The following is a 21,664-nucleotide window of genomic DNA, read 5'->3' as shown; positions in this document are numbered from 1 at the left end:
CCTCGCGTCGAGCGCGTCGCGCGGGGGTCAGCGTGCCGTGGTGGTTCGTGGTGCCGGCACTGGCGATCTACCTGTTCATCGTGGTGGTGCCGAGTTTCCGAGGCGGCTTCTTCTCATTCACCGACTGGAACGGGCTCGGCGACGACTGGAGCTTCGTCGGGTTCGAGAACTTCGCCGACGTGTTCACCGACCGCGCCGCGCAGGCCGCGCTCATCAACACCATCATCCTGGCGGTGGTGGCCACCGTCGTGCAGAACGCCATCGGACTCGCGCTCGCGCTCGGCGTGAACACGATGGTCAAGTCGCGCTACGTGCTGCGCGTCATCTTCTTCGCCCCGGTCGTTCTTACGCCGCTGGTCGCCGGGTACGTGTGGAGCTACCTGCTCTCACCCAGCGGCGCCGTCAACGAAGCGTTGCGCGCGGTCGGGCTGGGGGCCCTCGCCCAAGACTGGCTCGGCGACCCGCGGTTCGCGCTGGGCTCCATCATCGTGGCCATCGTCTGGCAGTTCTCCGGGTACTCGATGGTGATCTTCCTCGCCGGGCTTCAGGCCATCCCGGACGAGATCATGGAGGCCGCAGTCATCGACGGGGCAGGGCCCTGGCGGCGCTTCCGCAGCGTGATCTTTCCTCTGCTCAACGGCGCCATCGTCATCAACGTGATGCTGTCCCTCATCGGCGGTCTCAAGCAGTTCGACCAGGTGGTCGCAATGACCGGCGGCGGGCCGGGGACTGCAACGGAGACCATCTCCACACTCATCTACAAGAACGCGTTCGCCTTCGGTGAGTATCCGTTCTCGACAGCGCTGGCTGTGGTGATGACCGTGCTCATTGCGGGGCTGGCTGCCGTCCAGTACCGGCTCACGCTGAGGAAGGCCAACTGATGTACCGTCGCTACACGGCCACGACCCTGGTGCGCGAAATCGCGCTGATTCTCGCTGCCATCATCTTCGCCATCCCGCTGGTCGCGCTGGTGAACGTCTCCCTCAAGCCGATGAACAGCGGTACCGGCGCCCTTTCCTTCGCCTGGCCGCCGACCCTGGATAACTACGTCCAGGCGTGGAACCAGGCCGCCCTCGGCAGTGCGCTGGCCAACAGCACCTTCATCGCGGTCATCAGCGTCGCCCTGATCGTCGTTGTGTCGGCGCTTGCTGCGTACCCGCTGGCGCGAGTGACACGGTCGTGGTCGCGATTGACGTTCTACCTCTTCATCGGCGGTCTCATCGTCCCGGCGCAGCTGGCGCTGCTGCCGCTGTACACGACGCTGCGTGACCTCGGGCTCATCGGGTCGCTCTGGGCGGTCATCCTGATCAACGTCGGCACCGGCATGCCCTTCTCCATCTTCCTGTACACGACGTTCCTGCGAGAGCTGCCGATGGACTACGAGGAGGCGGCGCTTCTGGACGGCTGCGGGCCGACCCGCGCATTCGTCAGCGTCGTGTTCCCGTTGGTGCGGCCCGTCACAGGGACCGTCATCATCTTGAACCTGGTGGGTATCTGGAACGAGTTCTTCGTGCCGCTGCTGTACCTGTCCGGAAGCGGCAACACTACCGCTCCCGTGGCCATTTACAGCTTCGTCAGCCAGTACGTCACCGTGTGGCCCCTGATCTTCGCGGGGCTGGTCATAACCGTCATCCCGATCCTTGTCGTCTACTTCTCGCTGCAGAAGTACGTCATCAAGGGTTTTGCGGGAGGGCTCAAGGGATAGTGTCCCGACACCTTCCCAGCGGCGCGCATCACATGCACCCGGGCACCTGCCCACTTCCAAAGGAGGAAAGATGAGTTCTACAACGGCACAGCGGCGCACTGTTGCGCTAGCTTCGGCCGCAGTCGTTGCGCTGGCGCTGGCTGGCTGCTCGACCAACACCACCACTGGAGCGGAGGGAGGGGGCAAGGTGCTCACCTTCACTGCGGCCGGTGAGGCGCCTGCGCAGGCTGTCATCGATGCGTTCGAGGAAGCCAACCCCGGCGTCACGGTGAAGGCGACGTTCGCCAACGACGATGCCGCCTACCAGCAGACGCTGCGCACGCAGTTGTCCGCGGGCACGGCGCCTGACGTGTTCCGGATCTGGCCCGGTGGGGGCAACGCCACCGCGGTGCGCACCCTCGGAGACGACGACCTGCTGATGTCGCTGGAGGACGAGTCGTGGGCCGGCGAGCTCAGCGACTCGCAGCGTTCGGTATCGGTCAACAGCGACGGCACCCTGGTGGGCATTCCGGTCACCGTCGTCGGAATCGGCGCGGTGTGGAACGACCAGGCGCTCGAGGAGGCGGGGCTCACGCCTCCGAGCACGTGGAGCGAGGTCCTCGAGTTCTGCACGGCGGCGAAGGAGAAGGGTAAGGTCGCCTTTGCGCTCGGCCTGAAGTCGGCGTGGACCACGCAACTCGTGCCGTATGCGCTCACTTCCACGCTGGTCTACGGTCCGGACGCTGACTTCACCGAGCAGCAGCTGGACGGTTCGGCCACGTTCGTGGACTCGGAGTGGCAGACCGCCATGGACCAGTACGCCGAGATGCGTGACGGTGGCTGCTTCAACGACGACCCCAACGGTGTGGGCTACGACGAGCAGATGACGAGCCTGGGCGAGGGCACCGCGCTGGGTGCCATCCAGGTCACCTCTGCCGCCGCGAACGCGGCGCAGTACGCCGCGGAGGGAACGACGTTCTCGATGACGCCGGTGCCCGCTACCGACGACCCGGCTGACACCTACCTGCCGGTGTCCGTCGGTATCGAGTACGCGATCAACGCCGATGCCAAGGAGCCGGAGCTGGCGAAGAAGTTCGTCGAGTTCCTCGCCTCCAGCGAGGGCCAGGCGATCTACGCCACCGAGTCCGGCGCAGCGCCGGCGCTGCCGTCGGAGGACTTCGAGACGGGCCCGGTGCTCGCGGCGGTCGCGGAGTACCAGGCCGATGGGCGCGACCGTCCCTTCCCGGACGTGTTCTGGCCGAACCCGAAGGTGCAGAGCGAGCACCTGACTTCGATCCAGGAGCTGTTCAACGGCACCATCAGTACCACCGAGGTGCTCGAGCGCATGGACGCGGCGTTCGCCGAGGGATGACCATCATCGGGGCAGGCCGGCTCGCGGGCCGGCCTGCCCACCCCATCAGGAGACATCATGACCCCCGAGATCACCCGACAGACCGTGACGGTGAGCGACGTCGCCAAGCACGCCGGTGTGTCCCGAGCCACAGTCTCCTACGCCCTCACTCAGCCCACCCGGCTCTCCGATGAGATGCTCGCCCGAGTGCAGGCGTCCATCGCCGAACTGGGCTACGTTCGCAACGACGCGGCCCGGCGACTTCGCGTCGGCCGCAGCCAGGCGCTGGGTCTTGTTGTCGCCAACAGCCGCAACCCCGTCTTCGCAGAACTGGCTTCTGGCGCTGAGGAGGAAGCGGCCCGACACGGCATGTTCATTCTGCTCGCCAACGCCGACGACAACGCGGAGCGTGAACGGCAGTACGTGCGATTCTTCGAATCTCAGCAGGTCAACGGCGTCCTCATCGCACCCGTGGGCTCAGTACCCGAGGAACTGGTCGAACTCCGCCAGAAGGGGACTCCCTTTGTCGTGCTGGGCAAGCCGCAGGCCGAGATGGTGTACCCCTCCATCAGCGGTGATGGACGCCGCGGCGGACGACTGGCGACCGAGCACCTCATCGCGCAGGGACGCCGTCGGCTGTTGTTCGTCGGGGGCCCTCACCCGCAGGTCGCCGACCGCCGCGACGGAGCGCGGGACGCCATCGCATCCGCGCCCCAGCCGGTTCAGCTGGAGACCATCTCGGTACCGCTGCAGACGGTCCGGGCCGGTGAGGAGATCGGCGAGCAGCTGCTCCAGCGCGGACAGCTGCCGGACGGCATCTTCGCCGGGAACGACCTGCTCGCTCTCGGCCTCATGCACAAACTGATCGCCGCAGGAGTCCGCATCCCGGAGCAGGTCTCCCTTGTCGGCTACGACGACATAGAGTTCGCCGAGTACGCCATCGTCCCGCTGACCAGCATCCGTCACGCCGGCAACAAGATGGGCGCTGCCGCCGTCCGGCAGGTGCTCAACCTCGACCCCGTCGGCGACTCAGCCGCCGAGTTGTACGCCCCGCAGCTGATGGTGCGTGCCACGTCCCTGCAGGAGGGATGACCCGAGTGCACACCGTCTCCCCGGACGCGCTCGAGGCCGCCATCTTCGGCGCGGTAGACATCGAGCGCCGCGACGACCTCCATCCGAACCAGGACGGACACGACCTGATGGCTGGGCGGTTGACCGACCTCGCCCGCAACCCCGACCAGCCGCTGGGGCGGACCTTCACGTCCGTTCTGACGGGAACCTCCGTCCGGGAGGGGGAGGGGGCGCGCCGCCTTCCTGCCCCTCTCGGGCTCGACACGGTGGTGCCGCGATGAGCCGCATCACCGCAGTCGAAGTCATTCCGCTGGCATTCTCCGATCCTCCGCTTCTGAACACGTGGGGCGTGCATGAACCGCTGGCGCTGCGCAGCCTCGTGGTGCTCACCACCGAAGACGGGACGACCGGCCTCGGCGAAGCGGGCGGAGATCTGACACTGCTCAACCGGCTTCGAGCCATCGCTCCGCACCTCATCGGCACGCGGGTGGATTCTCCGGAGGACATCACCGAAGTGGTGCTGTCTGTGCTCGGCCCCGACACGCCGCTCGTAGAGCGCAACATCGCGCGGTCACCGTTCGACGTTGCTGCGGTTGACGCCTGGGCCCGTCTGGAAGGGGTCCGGGTCGTGGACCTGTTGGGCGGAGCGGTACGGGAACGCGTTGACTACGCCGGCTACCTCTTTTACAAATGGCCGGGCCACCCGGGTCGCCCCACCGACGATTGGGGCGGCGTCCTCAGCGCGGACGACGTCGTCAAGCTCGCGCGCACCATGGTGAACGAGTACGGGTTCGGGTCCCTCAAGCTCAAGGCGGGCGTCTTCGGGCCTGAACAGGAGGTCGCCGCGATCCAGGCGCTGCAGGCGGCGTTCCCGGACGTGCCCTTGCGCATCGATCCGAACGGCGCGTGGACCGAACCCACCGCCCTCCGGGCGGCGGCCGCGCTCGAAGGCGTCCTCGATTACCTGGAGGATCCGGTGCTGTCGATCCCGGCGATGGCGCGCGTGCGCGAGTCGACCTCTCTGCCGCTGGCCAGCAACATGATCGTCAATACGCTGGAAGACCTCGACGAAGTCGTCGCCGCGACGGCGTTGGACATCGTCCTGGCCGACCATCACTATTGGGGTGGTCTGTCCAGCGCACTGGACCTTGCCCGCGAGTGCGCTGCGGCTGGGCTGGGCGTATCCATGCACTCCAACTCCCACCTCGGGGTGTCTTTGGCTGCGATGACACACGTGGCCGCCGCATCTGAGGCCCTCACATACGCCAGCGACACCCACTATCCGTGGAACGTGCGTGATGACATCGTCCACGACGGCACGTTCTCATTCCGGGACGGTGCTCTCGCCGTGCCCGACGGACCCGGCCTGGGCGTCGAGCTGCGCCGCGACGCCGTGGAACGGCTCCATCGCGCCTACGTCGAGTCCGGACGAACGGTCCGTGATGACACCGGGTACATGCGGTCGGTCGACCCCGGCTACGACGCAGGACTGCCGCGATTCTGATGCGCGTCACCTTCAGCCTGTTCCCGTGGGACATCGACGGGGATCCCGCCGCCGGCTGGCTGGCCGGCCGAGGTATCGAAGACGTCGCCCAGTTGCGCGCCGCCGCCGCACACGTCACCATCCTCAACGATCCGGCACCCACCGCCACCGAGCTCACCGACGCGTGGGCGGCACTTCAGGCGGGCGCCAACGAACTTCTCGTGTACCGCGCGGGCCTCGCCTCGACTTCTCGACTCGACGCGGCACTGACCGCAGTGAAAGGAATCTCATGACCGTCCCCCACGAAGTCTGCCTGTGGGTCACCCCCAAGATCTTCGACGATCTGCGCGAACCCAGCACCGGCGTCGCAGCGTTCTTCGACCACCATGCGGACTGGATCGACGGAAACGACCTGACGATCGTCTTTTGTGCCGGCAACGGCGACCACGTGTTGGACTGGCGGGGACCGGACGGACTGGACGACGCCTTCGACTGGGCACGGTACAACGCGTACGCATGGGACCCCGACACGGGGCAGACGTTCGAGACGGCGATACGCAACCACAACGCCAACTGGCTGGACCGGGTGCGCGAGGGTGGTGAGCGATCCGCGAACCCGTACTCGGCGGGACCGATGATGGTGCTGTCCGAACAGCTGATGGACTACCGCTCGCTCGCTCACATCTACGCGACCATTCGTGAGGAAGCCGCCCGACGCGGTGTGCAACTGCGACTGCTGGAATACCTCGAGCCCGGCCCCGAGTTCTGCCGCAGCGAATGGAAGACCGTCCGGCATCCGGAGGTAGCAGCCGCTCGCGCCGACGCCGGCGGTCACGAAATTCCCGGGCTCATCGACGTCACCCTCCCGCTCAACGCCGACTCCCGGGCTTACGCCGGTTGGCCCGCAGGTATCCCGGTGGGCACCCTCGCCGGCGAGTTCGTCGCGCGTCAGACGGCAGCGTTCGTCTCCGACTTCGAATTGGACGGAGTACTCCTCGGCAATCAGTTCGGGCTGCTGGGCTTCTGGAATCCGAAGAACGCGCCGGAGCTGACCGCGGAACGGCAGGAGGGGATCCGGGCGTTCTTCCTCGGGTTGCGTGCAGCGATGGGCGACCGCCAGATCTACTGGATGGACAGCTATTGGCGCGCGGAGGTCGAACGCGATGTGTGGGGCATGACCGACGAGTGCTATGACGCGCTGGACGCGATCGTCGTCTCCACCTTCGCCGTCCTCGTGGAGCGGACCGAGATCATCCCGAACCTGCAGAGCAAGGCCCGGATGCGTGCGCGCACGCTCTACGCGGTCGACTTCGTAGACCCCTGGTACGCGTACCGCACCCACCTGGACGACATCCGCAGCTACCAATACCAGCGCGAAGTGCTCCGCTCACACCGCCACCTCACCGACGGGGTGACCTTCTTCGCCAACGACACCTTCGGCCAGTTCGTCCCGCGTGAGCGCCTCGACGAAACCCGCCGGCTCCTCACCGCCTGATGGCGACCGTCGTCGTCACCGGCGCAGCCGGCGTCATGGGACGGGCCGTCACCCCTCTGCTCGCCGGCCGCCACCGGCTGCGGCTGGTGGACATTGACGTGCCCGAGCACGCCGACGGCACCTGGACCAGATGCTCGGTCACCGATGCGGAGACCTTCGCCGGGGTGCTGGAAGGCGCGGACGCGCTGGTGCACTTCGCCGGGATTTCCACCGAAGCGCCGTGGGATGACCTTCTCCAGGTGAACGTCGACGGGACGAAGCGCGTTCTGGAAGCCGCCCACAACGCGGGGGTCCGGCGCGTGCTGCTCGCGAGCTCCATCCATGCCGGCGGGTATTTGACCGGTGCTGATGCCGACGTGCGTGCGTCTCGTCCTGACTCGTATTACGGGGTCAGCAAGGTGGCGATGGAGGCACTGGGAAGTCTCTTCGCCGACCGGTATGGGATGTGTGTCGTCTCGGCACGCATCTGCACGTTCGGGCGGGAGCCGTCCGCCGGCCGGACGGTCGCCACGTGGCTGTCGGTCGCCGACACGGCACGGCTTATTGAGGCTGTGGTCGCGCTTGACACACCGGGGCATCACCTCGTGTGGGGTGTCTCAGCGAACAGCCCCGCCTGGTTCCCGCTCGAAGCGGGGAAGCGTATCGGCTATCAGCCCGAAGACGACGCCGTCCAACGACTCGCTGAGATCCACGGCGGGATGCTGAAGCCGCCCGACCCACGGTCACCCCTCGGCGGGCCATTCCTTGACCTGCCGCTCGGCGGGGTGCCCAGCCGCTGACGGTCGGGGCCGACGGACGAGGACCCGCCGACGGCTTGCGGTGAGGCGCATAGGCGTGCGGCCCTACAGAGCCCGGCGACCGATGAGCTGGCGAGTCGGCCGCGCCCGAAGATCTCGTGCCCACATCGTGCGTACGTATGATCTGGATCGGGAGCGATTCGAGGGAACGGCAACAGCTAACCGCCCGTCGCAAGCAGCGGGATTCCGGGGATCTCGGCCAACACGGACGGCGATGGATCGAGTCTCCGTGGGGCCAAATCCCACGGCATGTCGGCGTAGGTCTCGTAGTAACAGGCAGCGCGCCGATGTGTGCACCAATGTGTGAACCGGGCCCCTTGCTCCGCGTCATCATGCGGATCCTGGCGGAGAAGCCCTTGACTACGGATCAGAAGGTTAGGGGTTCGAGTCCCTTCGGGCGCGCACTGTGTTGAGACAGTAACCGGAAGAAGCCCCCCTGAGGGGCTTTTTCTGTATCCAGGCCGCAGTTCTGATTGCCTCGAGCCTGAGTTCGTTGTGCTCGACGAGGCGTTCTCGGCGCTCGACGTGCTCGTCCCAGCTCGCTCGCCGATGGCCGATGACTGGTCCAATTCAACGACGACGCCTGCACGAGGACGTTGCTAGATCAGACTGTCCCGATTGTTCGCGCGTGAATTCGCGTCACCTGTCGGTTTGACTACTGGCTGCGCTGTTGAGCCGCCAGAGGCGCAACGCGACGTGAGTGTCCAGGCGGTGTGGTCCACGCCGCCAGGTCGGGTTGAGCTCGGTGTCGATCCGTTCGATCCGCTGTCGCACGGTGTTCGGGTGGATACGCAGGAGCTCGGCGGTGTCGTTGATCGATCCATGCGCGTCGAGGTAGGCAAGCGCGGTTCCCAGCAGAATCTCTCCTCGTGGTTGGTCGAGAAGCGGACCGAGATGCGCGGTGAGGTAGCGGTGGGCAGTTGCCGGGTCCCCGTCCCTCAGCAGGAGTCCGGCGACTCCCGCCTCCGCGGCGCCCGCGATGGCGCCGGGGGCGCCCATAGCTCGCATGGCTGAGGCGATTGCGGCCGCCTCGGCGTAGGCGCCCGGCACTTTTGCCAGTTCCGGTGAGCTGGCGATGCCCCCGAAGCACGGGAGGTCCTGGATGAGTGCGGTGACCCTGATCCTGAGGGCGGCTTCCGGGCTCCGCGCCACGATCACGACGCGGCCAAGGTACCCGGCCACGATGGTGTGTCCGCTTCTGGTGAGTTGGCGGACGCGCCCGAGAAGGCGGCGTCGGCTTGCGTCGTCCGGATCAGAAGGCACCAGGACCGCGATGCTGGTTTCGCGGTCCGTGCCGAGTGCGCGCTGCACCATCGTCGAGGAGAGTGTCGGTCGCTCCGGATCGAGCGGGGAGACGAGTGCGCTCACGAGTTCGTTCTCGTGGAAGTGGCGCACGTCATCGATCGTCCTGTCGTAGAGCAGGGCGATGCTCGCGTAGCGTGCGACGGTTGCGGCGACCACATCGGGTATCTCGGGTGGTGCTGCGCGAGTGACGATGATGAAGCCGGGTCCGGCGTCGCCGATGAGGGGCGCTTGTTCTTCATGCAGGCCGTCCCCTCGATCTGTGCCGGCAGCGGCCTCATCGTCACCGGTCTGAGATGAGTGGGCGAGCTCACGACCTGTGGAATCCACGACGCGCAGCTGCGTCCCCGTCAAGGATCCGGCGACGGCGAGGAGCTCGTCGAGGCCGCGATGCTCGGCGAGCTCCCCGGCAAGTCGGACCTCCAGCTCACTGCGCACACGTTCGGCGGCCAATGCCTCACTGAGCTCATCGGTCGCCTTCTGGGCGATCAGCTGGGCCGTTCTCTCGTTCTCTTTCGCGCCGACGAGTTCAACCGCCGCTGCGGCGAGGCTCGCAATCCGCTCCAGGTGTTCGCGCTGCGCCGGTGTGAATGCGCCGGGTGTCCGGTTCGCGGTCATGAGCGCACCGACCACCTTGCCGGCGATGCGAAGCGGCGCACCGAGGATCGCGCGGACTCCCTCTTCGACGACGACGTGGTCGATGTCGGGCAAGTGCGTCTTGCCCTCGTCAGGCAGGTAGTCAGGTGTCTCCGCGATCACTCCGCCGGCCGCCAGGCCCAGCACGCCCGTGCCCAAGGGCATGCGGATCGCGGCGTAGGACTCGGTGCGTACCCCGTCTGTCGTCCGGATGAATGTCTCGGCGCGCTCGGAATCGTTGAGGCTGAGATACGCGATGTCTGTGTTGAGCAACAGGCGTGCTCGGCGCACGATCGAGGACAGAAGCAGCTCTGGATCGCGAAGAGTCGAGATGTCTCGGGCGATGTCGGTAAGAGTTGCCGCGATGGTCGATTGCGCCGGGGTCATATCGGCATTCTCGCGCTCAAGTGTGTCGAATGCACATCTTCTGTCGAAGGAATGGCTGGTTTACACATCCCGCTTCTTGATGACGCAGGCCAAACTCAATGCGACGCGAGGAAGCGAAACGCGAGGGAAGGACGCTGCGACGACCTTCCGTGAGCCAGGGCGAGGCGCTTCCTTCACACAGTCGGGGAGATCAGCCCGACACCGGTGTCGGCGTGGGCCTTTCGTTGTGTTCGTCTGCATGCGGACCTCGTGCGGCGTCCGGCGCCGACAAACAAGCGAAGGCAGGATCGATGAAGATACTTGGCGGACGACGGTCACGGGACCGGCCCCGTGATGGCCAGCAAGGAGCGCAGCCCCGGCTGGCGGTCAGCGGGCTGACCGTACGATTCGGCGGCCTGACTGCTGTGGACGACGTCTCCTTCGACGTCCATCCTGGCGAAGTGGTGGCACTTATCGGGCCGAACGGCGCAGGCAAGACCACGGTGTTCAACGCCGTGTGCGGACTGGTCAGTCGACAGGGACGCATCGCCATCGACGGCCTCGCAGCGCCGAGACGAACCGCTGATCTGACCGGTCGCGGCTTGGCAAGAACATTGCAGGGGCTGGGTCTGTTCGCCGGGTTGACCGTCTGGGAGAACGTGCTGGCGCCGATCGCGACCGTTCGAGCCGCGGACATCCGCGTGGCAGCGCAGCTCGACTCGCTCGACCTGACCGGCATGGCGGACGTCCCGGTTTCAGCGCTTTCCTATCCGGATCGAAAGCGTGTCGCGCTGGCACGCGCGCTGGTGACGGATCCGCGTCTGCTCCTGCTGGACGAACCCGCCGGCGGACTCGGCGCCGACGACATCGCCGATCTCGCCGGCATCATTCAGGCGGTCGCTGCTGGAGGATGCTCGATCCTGCTGGTGGAGCATCATGTCGACTTCGTGATGAACGCGGCCGACCAGATCGTCGTGCTGGACTTCGGTCGGTGCATCGCGCGTGGCACGCCGGACCAGATCCGGGTCGATCCGCGGGTCGAGGAAGCCTACCTCGGCGTGAAGGCTGTCGCATGAGTGGCGGGCCAGCGGGAACGCGAACCGTCGCCGGTGCGCTGTCGATCGAGGCGCTGACCGCCGGATACGGAGGCACACCCGTGCTGCATGACGTCAGCTTCGCCCTGCAGCCTGGTGAGATCGTCGCGCTGCTGGGCGCCAATGGAGCGGGAAAAACCACTCTGCTGCGCACTCTCGCGGGTCTGATGCCGTCACGTTCCGGGAGCATCCGCCTGGACGGCACGAACCTCACGGACCTGGTCACCGAGGAACGTGCTCGACGAGGAGTGGCCCTCGTGCCGGAGGGGCAGAGCGTCGTGGCAGAGCTCACCGTCGAGGAGAATCTCCGGCTGGGTTCCTTGTGGCGGCACCGAGGATCGGCGAGAGAGCGTGCGATCGAGGCCATCTACGAGCTGTTCGAGCCGCTCGCGCGTCGACGCAGCAGCGCCGGTCACCAGCTCTCCGGCGGTGAGCGCCAGATGCTGGCACTGGGCCGCGCCCTGATCACCGAACCTCTGGTGCTCGCGTTGGACGAGCCATCGCTCGGACTCGCCCCGCTCACGATCGCCAAGATCTTCGGAGCCCTGCGGGACATCGCCGCTGATCGCGGCCTCACCGTCCTCCTCGCGGAGCAGAACGTGACCAGCGCGCTCTCGATTGCCGATCGGGGAGTTCTCCTCGATCTCGGCCGGGTCGTGGCCGACGCGCCATCACCGGAACTTCTACGCGATTCCACCCTTCGACACGCCTACCTCGGATTCTGATGGACCAGCTGATCTTCCTCCTCGCCACCGGGCTCGCCCGGGGCGCCGTCTTCTCACTCTTCGCACTCTCGCTCGTGCTCATCTGGCGAGCTGCGCGGATCATCAACTTCGCTCAGGGAGCGCAGGCGCTCGTCGCCTCTTACGTCGCTTTCACCGTCACTGCCGCGACGGGATCGTACTGGGCGGGGCTCGTCGCGGCGCTGGTCGCCGGCGCGCTGATCGGAGTCGGCGTCGAACGCGGGGTGATGAGACTCGTTCCCGCTCATGATCACCTCGCCGGGATCATCGTCGCGATCGGGATCGTGATGGTGCTGCAGTCGCTGCTCGGGATCCTCTTCGGGCCTCAGTATCGGCCGATGCAGGCACCGTTCGACGACAGTCCTCTGATGATCGGCGAAACGCCGCTCCTCTCTCCGTATGACATCTTCGTCCTCACCGTCGCTGCTGTCACGATGGTCGCGCTCGCCCTCCTCTTCCGGTTCACGTCTATCGGATTACAGCTGCGGGCTGCCGCATTCGCGCCCGAGGTGTCGCGCCTGCTGGGAGTGCGGGTACCGCGCATGGTGACCATCGGCTGGATGCTCTCCTCGGCAGTCGCATCGCTCGCAGCCTTCTTGCTGGTGCCGACCGAACTGGGCTTGAATCCCCACGCGACAGACATGCTGCTCGTGTACGGCTTCGCCGTCGCCGTGATCGGCGGCCTGGATTCCCCCTTGGGAGCGCTTGCCGCAGGCTTGACCGTCGGAGTCGTGATCACGCTCGTCAGCGGCTACCTCGCCGCGACGCTGGCGCCGATCGGCTTGCTCGTTCTCCTGTTGGCCGTGCTGCTGGTGCGGCCCGGTGGAATCTTCTCGATGCGAGAGGTGCGCAGCGCATGACCCGTCGACCCCGATCCTCCAGGGCCACCGCCGCGTCCGGTCGAATCATCCTCTGGGGGGCCTTGCTCACCATCCTCGCGATAGGCGTGACGTTCCTGCTCGACCCCTACCGAAACTTCCAGCTCGCGACCATCGCCGCCACGTTCTGCGCCGTCGCAGGCCTCACGGTGCTCGTCGGCAGCAGCGGACAGCTTTCACTGGGACAGGCCGCGATGATGGCCGTCGGCGGATACGGCTACGCACTGACTGCGAATGCACTCACTGACGTGGGAGTCGACGGCCTGGCCAGATTCCTCCTCGCGATGATGGGCGGCATCGTCACCTCAGGCCTTCTCGGGCTGCTGCTGGGACTGGCGGCCGCTCGTCTGCGCGGGCCCTACCTGGCAGGGCTGACGCTGGCGATCACCATCGCGATCGCACCCGTGACGACGTTTTTCTCCGAGGTGTTCAACGGGGATGCCGGCCTTCAGATCGCGTACGACAGCGTGCCGCCGATGCTCGCGACGCTCATCGCGATGGAACAGTGGCAGGCGTGGGTCGCGATCCTGGTCGCCGGAGTGGTCGTGACCGCACTGGCATCCCTGGCCCAGAGCGGCGTCGGGCTGCATATGCGTGCCACTCGGGACGATGAGACAGCCGCTCGGCTCTCGGGAATCCGCACCGGTCGCATCAAGGTGATCGCTTTCGTCGCGTCTTCCGTCACGGCCGGCGCCGGCGGTGCACTGGCGTGCTTCATCACGCAAGCGGTCAGCCCCGGTGCGTACACCCTGGCATTCTCGCTGCTCCTGGTCGTCGCCGCCGTCATCGGCGGACTCGGCAGCATCGGCGGTGCGGCGATCGGATCCGCGCTCATCGTCCTGCTGCCATGGGCGGTCACCCTGACAACCGAGGCATTGCCCGCGGAACTCGCCCAGCGGCTCTCCGGAAATCTGCCGGTCCTGCTCTTCGGCCTTCTCCTCATCATCGTGATGGCAACAGCACCGCGCGGTCTGGCCGGCATCCGCTTCCGCAAGGGATCCCGACTTGATGGTCGAGCAGCCAAACCAGCGCGCCCCCAGCCGGATTCCACCGCAGCGGGTGGGTCGTCGGATGCCCCCGAGCCGGTGCTTGAACTCGCCACCCCGAACGTCCCGTCCGCACACCAAGAGAGAAAGCAATGACTATGAAACATCGATCACACCTCCACCGCATCACAGCCGCAGCCGGCGCTGCTGCGCTACTCGTCACGCTGGCGGCGTGCAGCACCCCCGCCGCCGCACCATCGGAGGGTGCTGATGTCCCCGGTGTCACAGAAGACACCGTGACGATCGGCACCCACACTCCGCTCACAGGCCCCGCCGCAGCCGGCTACGCCGGAATCTCGGCCGCCGCAACCGCGTACTTCGAGTACCTCAACGACAACGGCGGAGTTCATGGGCGGTCCATCGACTACATCGTCAAGGACGACGGCTACAACCCGTCCAACACGCAGACCGTCGTGCGAGAGCTCGTTCAAGAGGACAACGTCTTCGCCATCGTCAACGGGCTCGGGACTCCGACGCACCTGTCCGTCCTCGAATTCCTGAACCAGAACAAGGTGCCCGACCTGTTCGTCGCGTCCGGCGCCTCCGACTGGAACCAGCCCGAGAAGTACCCGTACACGTTCTCGTTCAACGCCAGCTACATCGTCGAGGGCGCCGCGCTCGCGCAGTACGCCACCGATGAGCACCCTGGCAAGAAGGTCTGCCTGTTCGGTCAGGACGACGACTTCGGCACCGAATTCATCGAGGGGGCGGAACACGTACTCGGGGATGACGGGCTCGTCGCGGTCGAACGCTACGCCGTGTCCAATCCCGATGTGTCGGCGCAGATCGGTGCTCTCAAGACAGCAGGCTGCGAGATCGTGATGCTCGGTACGATCCCCGGGTTCTCGGCCCTCGCCATCGGCACCGCCGCACAGCTGGGTTGGTCGCCGATGTGGTTCGCCACGTCCGTCGGTGCCGACTACGTCACCCTGTCGGGTCTGCTCAAGGATGCCGCTCCACAGCTTCTGGACGGCTTCGTCAGCGCCAACTACATGCCCGGCATCACCTCTGACTGGGTCGAGCTGTTCAGCACGATCAACGACGAGTACAACAATGGAGCCGTCTTCGACGGCAACACCATCTACGGCATGAGCATGGCGTACCTGTTCGCCGAAGCGTTGGAGGCGGCGGGGGAGAACCCCACACGTGAGTCGCTGCTGGAGGCACTGACGTCAGGTGACCTCACCGGCAACGGTATCGTCCCACTGGCGTTCTCGAAGGACTCCCACGAGGCCTATCCGGCGGCCGGTATCCAAGTAGTCGAAGACGGTGTACAGGACTACGTCGGCGCGACCTATCGCGTCATGGATGGCGACGTTGAGGCGATCGACGCCGACTTCCCGCCCGTGGCAGAGGGAGGAACTCCGGCGAACTGAATGGACCGGGGCAGCTGAACCTGAGGGGTCAGCTGCCCCGGCACACCTGTCCACGTAGCAGGTCGCTGAACAGCGCGCACCCGTCTACGACATGCCCTGGTCCCGCGCCAGCGATCCACCTCACAGCTGAGCAGCGCAGCGGGCAACTGCACGCTTCTCGCCCAAGACAACGTCGTCGAAGGAGAATCTCATGAAGTCAGCAACCACCGGTGCGTTGCACCACTCGATTGGCCGCACCGCGCTGATCGCTGCGCTCACCATCGCAGTCGTCCTCGCCTGCATGTGGCTGGCGCCACCGGCACGCGCCGCGTCCGGAGCATGGACGACCGAGACGATCGCGGGCATGTCGGTTCGCGTCTACACTCCCGCCACGCCGCCTGCCCTCGAAAGCGGACGGGCCCTGATGATCTCACTGCACGGCTGTCAGCAGAAGGCGCAGGACCTGCAGCAGGACGGGAACTGGACCGACGTCGCCGACGAGTACGGAATGGTCGTGGCGCTGCCCGACGCACCCAACGGAGGCGTGTACCTCGGCTGCTGGGACTACTACGACACCAGCCACAGCTCGACGAACCCGTCACGCCATGATGACAATGTGCTCGCGCTCGCTCAGACGCTGCAGTCCCGCGGGTCACTTGCAATCGACCCCGACCAGACATATGTCAGCGGGCTGTCATCCGGAGGCGCGGAGTCGATGGTCGTCGGGTGCCTGTTCCCGCAGGTGTTCGCCGGCGTCGGAATCAACGCCGGTCCCACCATCGGCACCACCGCAAGCGGGTATTCGTGGGTCAGCACCAGCAAGACGACCGCAACGGACACCTGTCAGCGCTTCGCCGGTGACAACTCGGCCGCGTTCCAGACGCAACTCACCTCCGTGGTCTACGGAAGCAACGATGCGACGGTGGCGGCCGGGTACAACACCCTGAACGCACAGATCATGGCCGGTATCTACGGCGCAGAGACCTCGTCGACGTTCTCGCTCAGCGGCCTCGCAGGCACGAATACGGCCGGCAGTGGCACGCTTTACAGCGATGGGACCGGGCCACGAGTATCTGTCATCCAGAACACGGGTCTCGGCCACAACTGGCCTGCCGGCACGGGCACGAACGGCACCTACATCGCAGGCAATAGCATCGACTACCCCGCCTATGTGACGAAGTTCTTCTTCGAGAACAACCGCCGCGTCGGCGGGGCCTCGACGCCCGGCCCGACTCCCGTTCCAACGCCGACCCCGACGCCGACGCCGACCCCGACGCCGACGGAATCGTCTTGCATCGCCGCGTCTAACGCAGCGCATCAGGCGGCCGGCCGGGCGCTGAGCTACGGCTTCGCCCCGTACACGACGTACTACGCGAAGGGTTCGTTGGCGTACATGGGGCTGGGGGACTCCACGGTGACCACCCTTCGACAGCAGTCGTCCGGATCATGGACGGTGGTCTACAGCTGTAACTAGATCGACACTCGTCCGCTTGCGAAGCGGTCGAGCCGGTCTCCACACATGAGGGCCGGGGTTCACTGGGCCGGTCGATATCCGTCCGGACCGTGAACCCCGGCCCTCAGCCGCGCGACGGTGCAAACGCATGCGGGCTGCCAGTCCAGCCAGCGCGTTCGGCACGAAAGCCCCAGCTTCCTGGAGACGAAATCGCACGTGGCATCCGCCGAGCGGTGCCGGGAATCCGTCGTTGCCTGATCCGCCAGGGAAAGCGAGGAGCGATAGACGCGGCGCAGCAGACCGGCGCGGACTCATCCGACAGCTTGCCGTGCCGGCAGGTCTGCCCTTCGCTTGAGTCATATGGCGCGGTCGCCGACAGCGCGGATGCTGGCGCGCCGGACGCCGGCGAATCTGCTGCCCGGACGCCCGGCCCGGTGACGCTCCGGCACGGTCACCGGGCGAACGCAGGAACGCCCCGCCACACGTGGCGGGGCGTTCCGTATGTCGCCGGGTCAGGCGCCAGTGGTCACTCGATCGGCGGCCCGCTTCTCCTGGTCGACGCGGTCGAGCTCGTGCAGCGATGAGCCCTTGGTCTCACGCAGCGAGACCACCGCGACGAGCGAGACTCCGGCGGCGATCGTCAGGTAGATCGCGACCGGCACATAGGAGTCGAACTGCGAGAGCAGCGCCACTGCGATGATCGGAGCGAGCGAGCCGGCCACGATCGAGGTCACCTGGTAGCCGAGTGAGACGCCCGAGTACCGCATCCGGGTCGGGAACATCTCGGACATGATCGCCGGCTGCGGCGCGTACATGAAGGCGTGGATGAACAGGCCCAGCGAGATCGCGCACACGATGACCAACGGGTTCTTCGTGTCGAAGAGCGGGAAGGCGATGAACCCCCACGCCGCCGCGCCGAGCACCCCGATCAGGTAGGTGGGCTTGCGGCCGATGCGATCGGCCAGTCCGCCGATCAGCGGGATGACGATCATGTGCACGACGTGGGCCAGGGCCAGAAGCCCCAGGATCTCTGCCGTGTTCACCTCGACTGCGACGCTCAGATACGTGATTGAGAACGTCACCACCAGGTAGTACATGATGTTCTCGGCGAAGCGCAGGCCCATCGCGGTGAAGACGCCGCGGGGGTAGCGCTTCAGCACTTCGAGCACGCCGTACCGGGTCTGCTTGGAGTCCTCGATCTCCTTCTGCACCTCGAGGAAGATCGGCGCGTCGGTGATCTTCGTGCGGATGTAGTAGCCGACGGCGACGATCACGACCGACAGCCAGAACCCGATCCGCCAGCCCCACGCGAGGAACTGCTCCTCGGTGAGGGTGCGGCTGAGGACCAGCAGGACGAGTGTGGCGACCAGGTTTCCGATCGGGACGGCGGCCTGCGGGAATGACGCCCAGAAGCCGCGCGTCTTGTCGGGCGAGTGCTCGGCGACCAGCAGTACGGCGCCGCCCCACTCGCCGCCGACGGCGAAGCCCTGGGCGAAGCGCAGGACGAGCAGGAGCCCGACGGCCCAATAGCCGATCTGGTCGTACGTGGGAAGGCATCCCATCAGGAACGTGGCGACGCCGACCAGGATGATGGCGAGCTGCAGGAGCTTCTTGCGTCCGTACTTGTCGCCGAAATGGCCGAACACGATGCCGCCGAGCGGGCGGGCGATGAACCCGACCGCGTAGGTCCCCAGCGCCGCGATGATCGGCGCATACGGGTCGTCCGACGGCGGGAACATGATCTTGTTGAAGACGAGCGTCGCCGCGGTGGCGTAGAGGAAGAACTCGTACCACTCGACGACGGTGCCGGCCATCGAAGCCGTGACGACCCGGCGCAGGCCGCTGCGGGCGGGAGGCGACCCCGGAGCTTGCGGGGACGCGGTGTTCCCCAGCGATCTGGAAGGCGAATTGTTGGTTGTCATGGCGACTACCTCCTTGTAGTTGTGGGCGATCCGTCAGAGATCGCGTTCGTGTCTGTTTCCGCCGGCGCTCGCGGATGCGTTCGGCGCTGGATGGGCTCGCAGCGTCAGACCGCGATGTTCTGCGAGGCTCCGAGGGATGAGGCGGGCGCCCACCCTTCGATGACGTCGACGAGCGCCGCGTTCCATTCCGCCCGGTTCTCGATGAAGGCGACGTGACCGCTGTTCTCGAAGTACGTCAATGAGGCGTTCGGAAGAAGTCGGGATGCGTACTCGGACCATCGCGGGTCCCAGATCAGGTCATGTCGTCCGGTGAAGATGGCGACGGGTAGTTCGATGGCAGGCAGGTGCGGTCGCATGTCCACATCGATGAGTGATTGGAAGCTGGTGACGCCGACGAACGCGGGCACCTTCAAGCCGATCTGGATGAAGAGGTCTTCGGTTGCTTTCAGGTCTGTTCGGTGGAAGTTGTTGGCGTACAGCCCGGCAATGGTCTCCGTCCGCGCCAATCGGATGGCGTCGATGAGGCCTTCCACTTGGTCCGGCGGCGTTCCGAAGGGGGCATCGGGCGCCTGCCAGAAGCGAGGTCCGCTTCCGGTGATCACGAGCCGTCCGACGCGCTGCGGGTGCATGTGGGCATACTTCAGGGCAATATGGCCGCCCATCGACCAGCCGACGATCGTGACGTCGGTCAGGTCAAGCCCGACGATGAGGGCGTCGAGGTCGCGGACGAACAGATCGTAGTCATAGTCCCCCCACGGTTTGTCCGAGGCGCCGTGTCCACGCAGGTCGACGGTGATGCATCGGTAGGACGGCGCAAGGTCGAGAACCTGATAGTCCCAGACATCCCCGCTGCCAGCCCATCCGTGTACGAACACGATCGGCTTGCCTGATCCGCGATCCTCGTAGGCGAGGTTCACACCGGGTTCCACTTCGAGGTTGGGCATGGTTACTCCTTTGTATTGCCGTGGCTGTGAACGGGAGGTGAGACGAAGCGGCGGACCTCTGCTGCGACGGTGTCCGGCTCTTCGAGGTGAAGCAGGTGCCCGGCACCCGGCAGTTCTCGGTACCGCGCTACAGGGAGCATGCGGGCGATCGCGCGACCGTTCGCAGGCGGCAGCACCCGGTCCGCGCCGCCGTGGATCACCAGCGTCGGGACGGAGAGTTCCGCCGTCCGAGCCCCCGTTTGCAGGAACCGTTCGCACGCCTGGTACTGCTCGCGCCAGATCTCTCTCGACGTCGGGTAGGTCAGACGAGCCTGAATGACGGCCTCGTACTCGTCGGGGTGCGACTGTGGCCACCCATCTCTGAACGACAGCGGCATCGTACGCCGGGCATACTGCTCGGGTGTCTGGTCGGCCGCGTCCAGCCAGACCTTGAGAGTCTGGGCGGGAACGGGCACAGCCCTCGGGCCACCAGGGCTCGTGCCGAGCAGTACGAGTTGTGTGACGAGGTCCGGCCGTGAAAGGGCGAGCAGCTGTGCGATGTACCCACCCATCGAGTAACCCACCACGATGGACGGACGACCCAGCGCTTCGATCGCCAAGGCTGCATCCTGGGCGAGCAGCTCGATCGAAAAGTCCTCCCGGCCACGGGTGGAGCGGCCGGTACCGCGGTTATCGAGAGACCACAGTGCGAGTTCGTCGTCGAAGGCTAGTCGCAACTGTTGGGCGGCCCACGACGCATAGCCGAGACCATGGAGGAGCAGCACGGCCCGGCCGGTCCGTGACCCCTCGAGGTGCAACACGGCATCGTCAGGCGTGCGAACGCGGATCTGTGTCAGCTCACGCACGCTCATCGCGGGAACTCGATCAGCTGTCGGATGGCGTGCCCACTGGCGAGCTCGTCCATTGCGTGGTTGACGTCGTCGAGACCGATGCGGGCCGAGATCAGCTGCTGCAGCGGCAGCCGCCCGTCGCGCCACAGCTGCTCGAAGCGCGGGATGTCCCGTGAAGGCACCGCGGAGCCGAGGTAGCTGCCGACGATCTCTCTCGCTTCCGCGACCAGCGCGAGCGGAGAGATCGCAGCTCGGGCATCGCTCGCAGGCAGGCCCACGGAGACCGTGCGCCCTCCGATCGCCGTGATCGACACTGCCGTCTCGAAGGCCGCCGCGGACCCGGCCGCCTCGATCACTGCGTCGGCCTTCACCGAACCGACGGCTTCTGTGGGGTCGAAGACCTCGTCCGCTCCGAGCTCGGACGCTTTGAGGCGCTTCTCGTGGACCGGGTCGACGCCGATCACTCGGACGTCCGGGATACAGCGTGCCACGAGCAGCGCGGCCATTCCCACGCCGCCCAGGCCCACGACGGCAACCGTCTGCCCGGCCTCGGGTCGAGCGGCGTTCAACACCGCACCGCCGCCGGTCAGCACGGCACACCCCAGCAATGCGGCGATGTCGGGCGGTACGTCGTCACCGACAGGGACGAGCGATCGGCGATCGACTACCGCGTGCGTTGCGAAGCCGGACACTCCGAGGTGATGTGCGACCTCACGGCCATCGAGTGAGATCCTCCGGGCGCCTGAAAGAAGGCTGCCGGCACCGTTCGTGGCTGAGCCACGCTCGCAGGGCAGTCGTCCCTCCGTGGCACAGGCACGGCACTCGCCGCACCTCGGAAGGAACGCCATGACGACACGGCGTCCGATCAGATCATTTCCTTCATCATCTCCCGAGGCCAGAACCCGCCCAGCCGCCTCATGCCCGAGCAGCATCGGGAGTGGCCGGGGGCGACTGCCGTTGACTACTGAAAGGTCCGAATGGCAGACGCCCGCCGCCTCGATCTGCACGAGCACTTCACAGGGACCCGGACGGTCGAGCTCGAGCTCTTCCACCACGATCGGCATCGATTCCCTATAGGGTGCTGTGCTGGACGATGTGGTCAACACCGCTCCACGTATCCTCATTGACTTCCGCCTCCTTGCGCTGAAATGAGTCTGCACGGACCGCGACACCTGCGGAATGTAGATCGCAACCACCTATTCGTGGATTTATGT

The 21,664-nt window shown here is 66.3% G+C and carries 20 protein-coding genes; 15 read left to right on the top strand and 5 right to left on the bottom strand.

Features of this window, described 5'->3' with window-relative positions; genetic code table 11:
* Positions 1-32: 32 nt before the first annotated feature.
* The 9 genes from MRBLMI12_RS05430 (at position 33) to MRBLMI12_RS05390 (ending at position 7,863) form a co-directional block, all read left to right on the top strand.
* Positions 33-881, top strand: coding sequence for a carbohydrate ABC transporter permease (locus MRBLMI12_RS05430; RefSeq protein WP_331907444.1), 849 nt, complete (start codon positions 33-35; stop codon positions 879-881).
* The gene (locus MRBLMI12_RS05425; protein ID WP_363354555.1) at positions 881-1,705 is read left to right on the top strand and encodes a carbohydrate ABC transporter permease; all 825 of its coding nucleotides are present in this window, start codon (positions 881-883) and stop codon (positions 1,703-1,705) included. The genes MRBLMI12_RS05430 and MRBLMI12_RS05425 overlap by 1 nt, the downstream gene beginning before the upstream one ends.
* 187 nt (positions 1,706-1,892) lie before the next feature.
* Positions 1,893-3,056: an ABC transporter substrate-binding protein gene (locus MRBLMI12_RS05420; protein ID WP_363354553.1), complete on the top strand. Its 1,164-nt coding sequence runs from the start codon at positions 1,893-1,895 to the stop codon at positions 3,054-3,056.
* Between the two features lie 57 nt (positions 3,057-3,113).
* Positions 3,114-4,127, top strand: coding sequence for a LacI family DNA-binding transcriptional regulator (locus tag MRBLMI12_RS05415; RefSeq protein ID WP_363354551.1), 1,014 nt, complete (start codon positions 3,114-3,116; stop codon positions 4,125-4,127).
* On the top strand, positions 4,124-4,387 hold the full coding sequence (locus MRBLMI12_RS05410) for a hypothetical protein (RefSeq protein ID WP_363354549.1): 264 nt from the start codon (positions 4,124-4,126) through the stop codon (positions 4,385-4,387). Before MRBLMI12_RS05415 ends, MRBLMI12_RS05410 begins: the two co-directional genes overlap by 4 nt.
* On the top strand, positions 4,384-5,610 hold the full coding sequence (locus tag MRBLMI12_RS05405; protein WP_363354547.1) for an enolase C-terminal domain-like protein: 1,227 nt from the start codon (positions 4,384-4,386) through the stop codon (positions 5,608-5,610). The genes MRBLMI12_RS05410 and MRBLMI12_RS05405 overlap by 4 nt, the downstream gene beginning before the upstream one ends.
* A complete protein-coding gene (locus MRBLMI12_RS05400) occupies positions 5,610-5,882 on the top strand; it encodes a hypothetical protein (protein ID WP_363354545.1) in 273 nt (90 codons plus the stop codon). Before MRBLMI12_RS05405 ends, MRBLMI12_RS05400 begins: the two co-directional genes overlap by 1 nt.
* A complete protein-coding gene (locus MRBLMI12_RS05395) occupies positions 5,879-7,084 on the top strand; it encodes a hypothetical protein (protein WP_331907430.1) in 1,206 nt (401 codons plus the stop codon). The genes MRBLMI12_RS05400 and MRBLMI12_RS05395 overlap by 4 nt, the downstream gene beginning before the upstream one ends.
* Positions 7,084-7,863 (top strand): NAD-dependent epimerase/dehydratase family protein, encoded by a 780-nt coding sequence (locus MRBLMI12_RS05390; RefSeq protein WP_363354543.1) that lies wholly within the window; start codon positions 7,084-7,086, stop codon positions 7,861-7,863. Before MRBLMI12_RS05395 ends, MRBLMI12_RS05390 begins: the two co-directional genes overlap by 1 nt.
* Positions 7,864-8,520: 657 nt before the next feature.
* Here the strand turns inward: MRBLMI12_RS05390 and MRBLMI12_RS05385 are convergent.
* Positions 8,521-10,206 (bottom strand): helix-turn-helix domain-containing protein, encoded by a 1,686-nt coding sequence (locus MRBLMI12_RS05385; protein ID WP_363354541.1) that lies wholly within the window; start codon positions 10,204-10,206, stop codon positions 8,521-8,523.
* Positions 10,207-10,496: 290 nt separating this feature from the next.
* On the opposite strand from MRBLMI12_RS05385, the gene MRBLMI12_RS05380 reads away from it, so the two are divergent.
* The 6 genes from MRBLMI12_RS05380 (at position 10,497) to MRBLMI12_RS05355 (ending at position 16,775) form a co-directional block, all read left to right on the top strand.
* Positions 10,497-11,261 (top strand): ABC transporter ATP-binding protein, encoded by a 765-nt coding sequence (locus MRBLMI12_RS05380; RefSeq protein ID WP_363354539.1) that lies wholly within the window; start codon positions 10,497-10,499, stop codon positions 11,259-11,261.
* Complete coding sequence (locus tag MRBLMI12_RS05375) at positions 11,258-12,004, top strand: ABC transporter ATP-binding protein (protein ID WP_363354537.1); 747 nt, start codon at positions 11,258-11,260, stop codon at positions 12,002-12,004. Before MRBLMI12_RS05380 ends, MRBLMI12_RS05375 begins: the two co-directional genes overlap by 4 nt.
* Positions 12,004-12,882 carry a branched-chain amino acid ABC transporter permease gene (locus MRBLMI12_RS05370; protein WP_363354535.1) on the top strand — a complete coding sequence of 293 codons (879 nt, stop codon included), beginning with the start codon at positions 12,004-12,006 and terminating at the stop codon, positions 12,880-12,882. Before MRBLMI12_RS05375 ends, MRBLMI12_RS05370 begins: the two co-directional genes overlap by 1 nt.
* A 62-nt stretch (positions 12,883-12,944) precedes the next feature.
* Positions 12,945-14,042 carry a branched-chain amino acid ABC transporter permease gene (locus MRBLMI12_RS05365; protein ID WP_363354533.1) on the top strand — a complete coding sequence of 366 codons (1,098 nt, stop codon included), beginning with the start codon at positions 12,945-12,947 and terminating at the stop codon, positions 14,040-14,042.
* Between the two features lie 140 nt (positions 14,043-14,182).
* Complete coding sequence (locus MRBLMI12_RS05360; protein WP_363354531.1) at positions 14,183-15,322, top strand: ABC transporter substrate-binding protein; 1,140 nt, start codon at positions 14,183-14,185, stop codon at positions 15,320-15,322.
* 190 nt (positions 15,323-15,512) lie between these two features.
* Complete coding sequence (locus tag MRBLMI12_RS05355) at positions 15,513-16,775, top strand: alpha/beta hydrolase family esterase (protein ID WP_363354529.1); 1,263 nt, start codon at positions 15,513-15,515, stop codon at positions 16,773-16,775.
* A gap of 491 nt (positions 16,776-17,266) precedes the next feature.
* On the opposite strand, the gene MRBLMI12_RS05350 is transcribed toward MRBLMI12_RS05355, so the two are convergent.
* The 4 genes from MRBLMI12_RS05350 to MRBLMI12_RS05335 form a co-directional block, all read right to left on the bottom strand.
* Positions 17,267-18,676, bottom strand: coding sequence for an MFS transporter (locus MRBLMI12_RS05350; RefSeq protein WP_363354527.1), 1,410 nt, complete (start codon positions 18,674-18,676; stop codon positions 17,267-17,269).
* A 104-nt stretch (positions 18,677-18,780) separates the two neighbouring features.
* Entirely contained in the window at positions 18,781-19,620 is an 840-nt protein-coding gene (locus MRBLMI12_RS05345) for an alpha/beta fold hydrolase (RefSeq protein ID WP_363354525.1), read from the bottom strand.
* 2 nt (positions 19,621-19,622) lie between these two features.
* A complete protein-coding gene (locus MRBLMI12_RS05340) occupies positions 19,623-20,471 on the bottom strand; it encodes an alpha/beta fold hydrolase (RefSeq protein ID WP_363354523.1) in 849 nt (282 codons plus the stop codon).
* Positions 20,468-21,574: a zinc-binding dehydrogenase gene (locus tag MRBLMI12_RS05335; RefSeq protein WP_363355742.1), complete on the bottom strand. Its 1,107-nt coding sequence runs from the start codon at positions 21,572-21,574 to the stop codon at positions 20,468-20,470. Before MRBLMI12_RS05335 ends, MRBLMI12_RS05340 begins: the two co-directional genes overlap by 4 nt.
* Between the last annotated feature and the right edge of the window lie 90 nt (positions 21,575-21,664).

It is taken from the genome of Microbacterium sp. LMI12-1-1.1 (assembly GCF_040676455.1).
GTDB lineage: Bacteria > Actinomycetota > Actinomycetes > Actinomycetales > Microbacteriaceae > Microbacterium.
Note: the sequence above shows the minus strand (reverse complement) of the source record. Positions and strands in the feature narration are given on the sequence as shown.

Bases quoted from the DNA above. Each gene is read 5' to 3' on its own strand.
- MRBLMI12_RS05380 (WP_363354539.1), top strand. From the start codon at position 10,497: ATGAAGATACTTGGCGGACGACGGTCACGGGACCGGCCCCGTGATGGC.
- MRBLMI12_RS05340 (WP_363354523.1), bottom strand. From the start codon at position 20,471: ATGAGCGTGCGTGAGCTGACACAGATCCGCGTTCGCACGCCTGACGAT.
- MRBLMI12_RS05405 (WP_363354547.1), top strand. From the start codon at position 4,384: ATGAGCCGCATCACCGCAGTCGAAGTCATTCCGCTGGCATTCTCCGAT.
- MRBLMI12_RS05395 (WP_331907430.1), top strand. From the start codon at position 5,879: ATGACCGTCCCCCACGAAGTCTGCCTGTGGGTCACCCCCAAGATCTTC.
- MRBLMI12_RS05350 (WP_363354527.1), bottom strand. From the start codon at position 18,676: ATGACAACCAACAATTCGCCTTCCAGATCGCTGGGGAACACCGCGTCC.
- MRBLMI12_RS05415 (WP_363354551.1), top strand. From the start codon at position 3,114: ATGACCCCCGAGATCACCCGACAGACCGTGACGGTGAGCGACGTCGCC.
- MRBLMI12_RS05400 (WP_363354545.1), top strand. From the start codon at position 5,610: ATGCGCGTCACCTTCAGCCTGTTCCCGTGGGACATCGACGGGGATCCC.
- MRBLMI12_RS05390 (WP_363354543.1), top strand. From the start codon at position 7,084: ATGGCGACCGTCGTCGTCACCGGCGCAGCCGGCGTCATGGGACGGGCC.
- MRBLMI12_RS05425 (WP_363354555.1), top strand. From the start codon at position 881: ATGTACCGTCGCTACACGGCCACGACCCTGGTGCGCGAAATCGCGCTG.
- MRBLMI12_RS05410 (WP_363354549.1), top strand. From the start codon at position 4,124: ATGACCCGAGTGCACACCGTCTCCCCGGACGCGCTCGAGGCCGCCATC.
- MRBLMI12_RS05375 (WP_363354537.1), top strand. From the start codon at position 11,258: ATGAGTGGCGGGCCAGCGGGAACGCGAACCGTCGCCGGTGCGCTGTCG.
- MRBLMI12_RS05335 (WP_363355742.1), bottom strand. From the start codon at position 21,574: ATGAGGATACGTGGAGCGGTGTTGACCACATCGTCCAGCACAGCACCC.
- MRBLMI12_RS05385 (WP_363354541.1), bottom strand. From the start codon at position 10,206: ATGACCCCGGCGCAATCGACCATCGCGGCAACTCTTACCGACATCGCC.
- MRBLMI12_RS05355 (WP_363354529.1), top strand. From the start codon at position 15,513: ATGAAGTCAGCAACCACCGGTGCGTTGCACCACTCGATTGGCCGCACC.
- MRBLMI12_RS05345 (WP_363354525.1), bottom strand. From the start codon at position 19,620: ATGCCCAACCTCGAAGTGGAACCCGGTGTGAACCTCGCCTACGAGGAT.
- MRBLMI12_RS05370 (WP_363354535.1), top strand. From the start codon at position 12,004: ATGGACCAGCTGATCTTCCTCCTCGCCACCGGGCTCGCCCGGGGCGCC.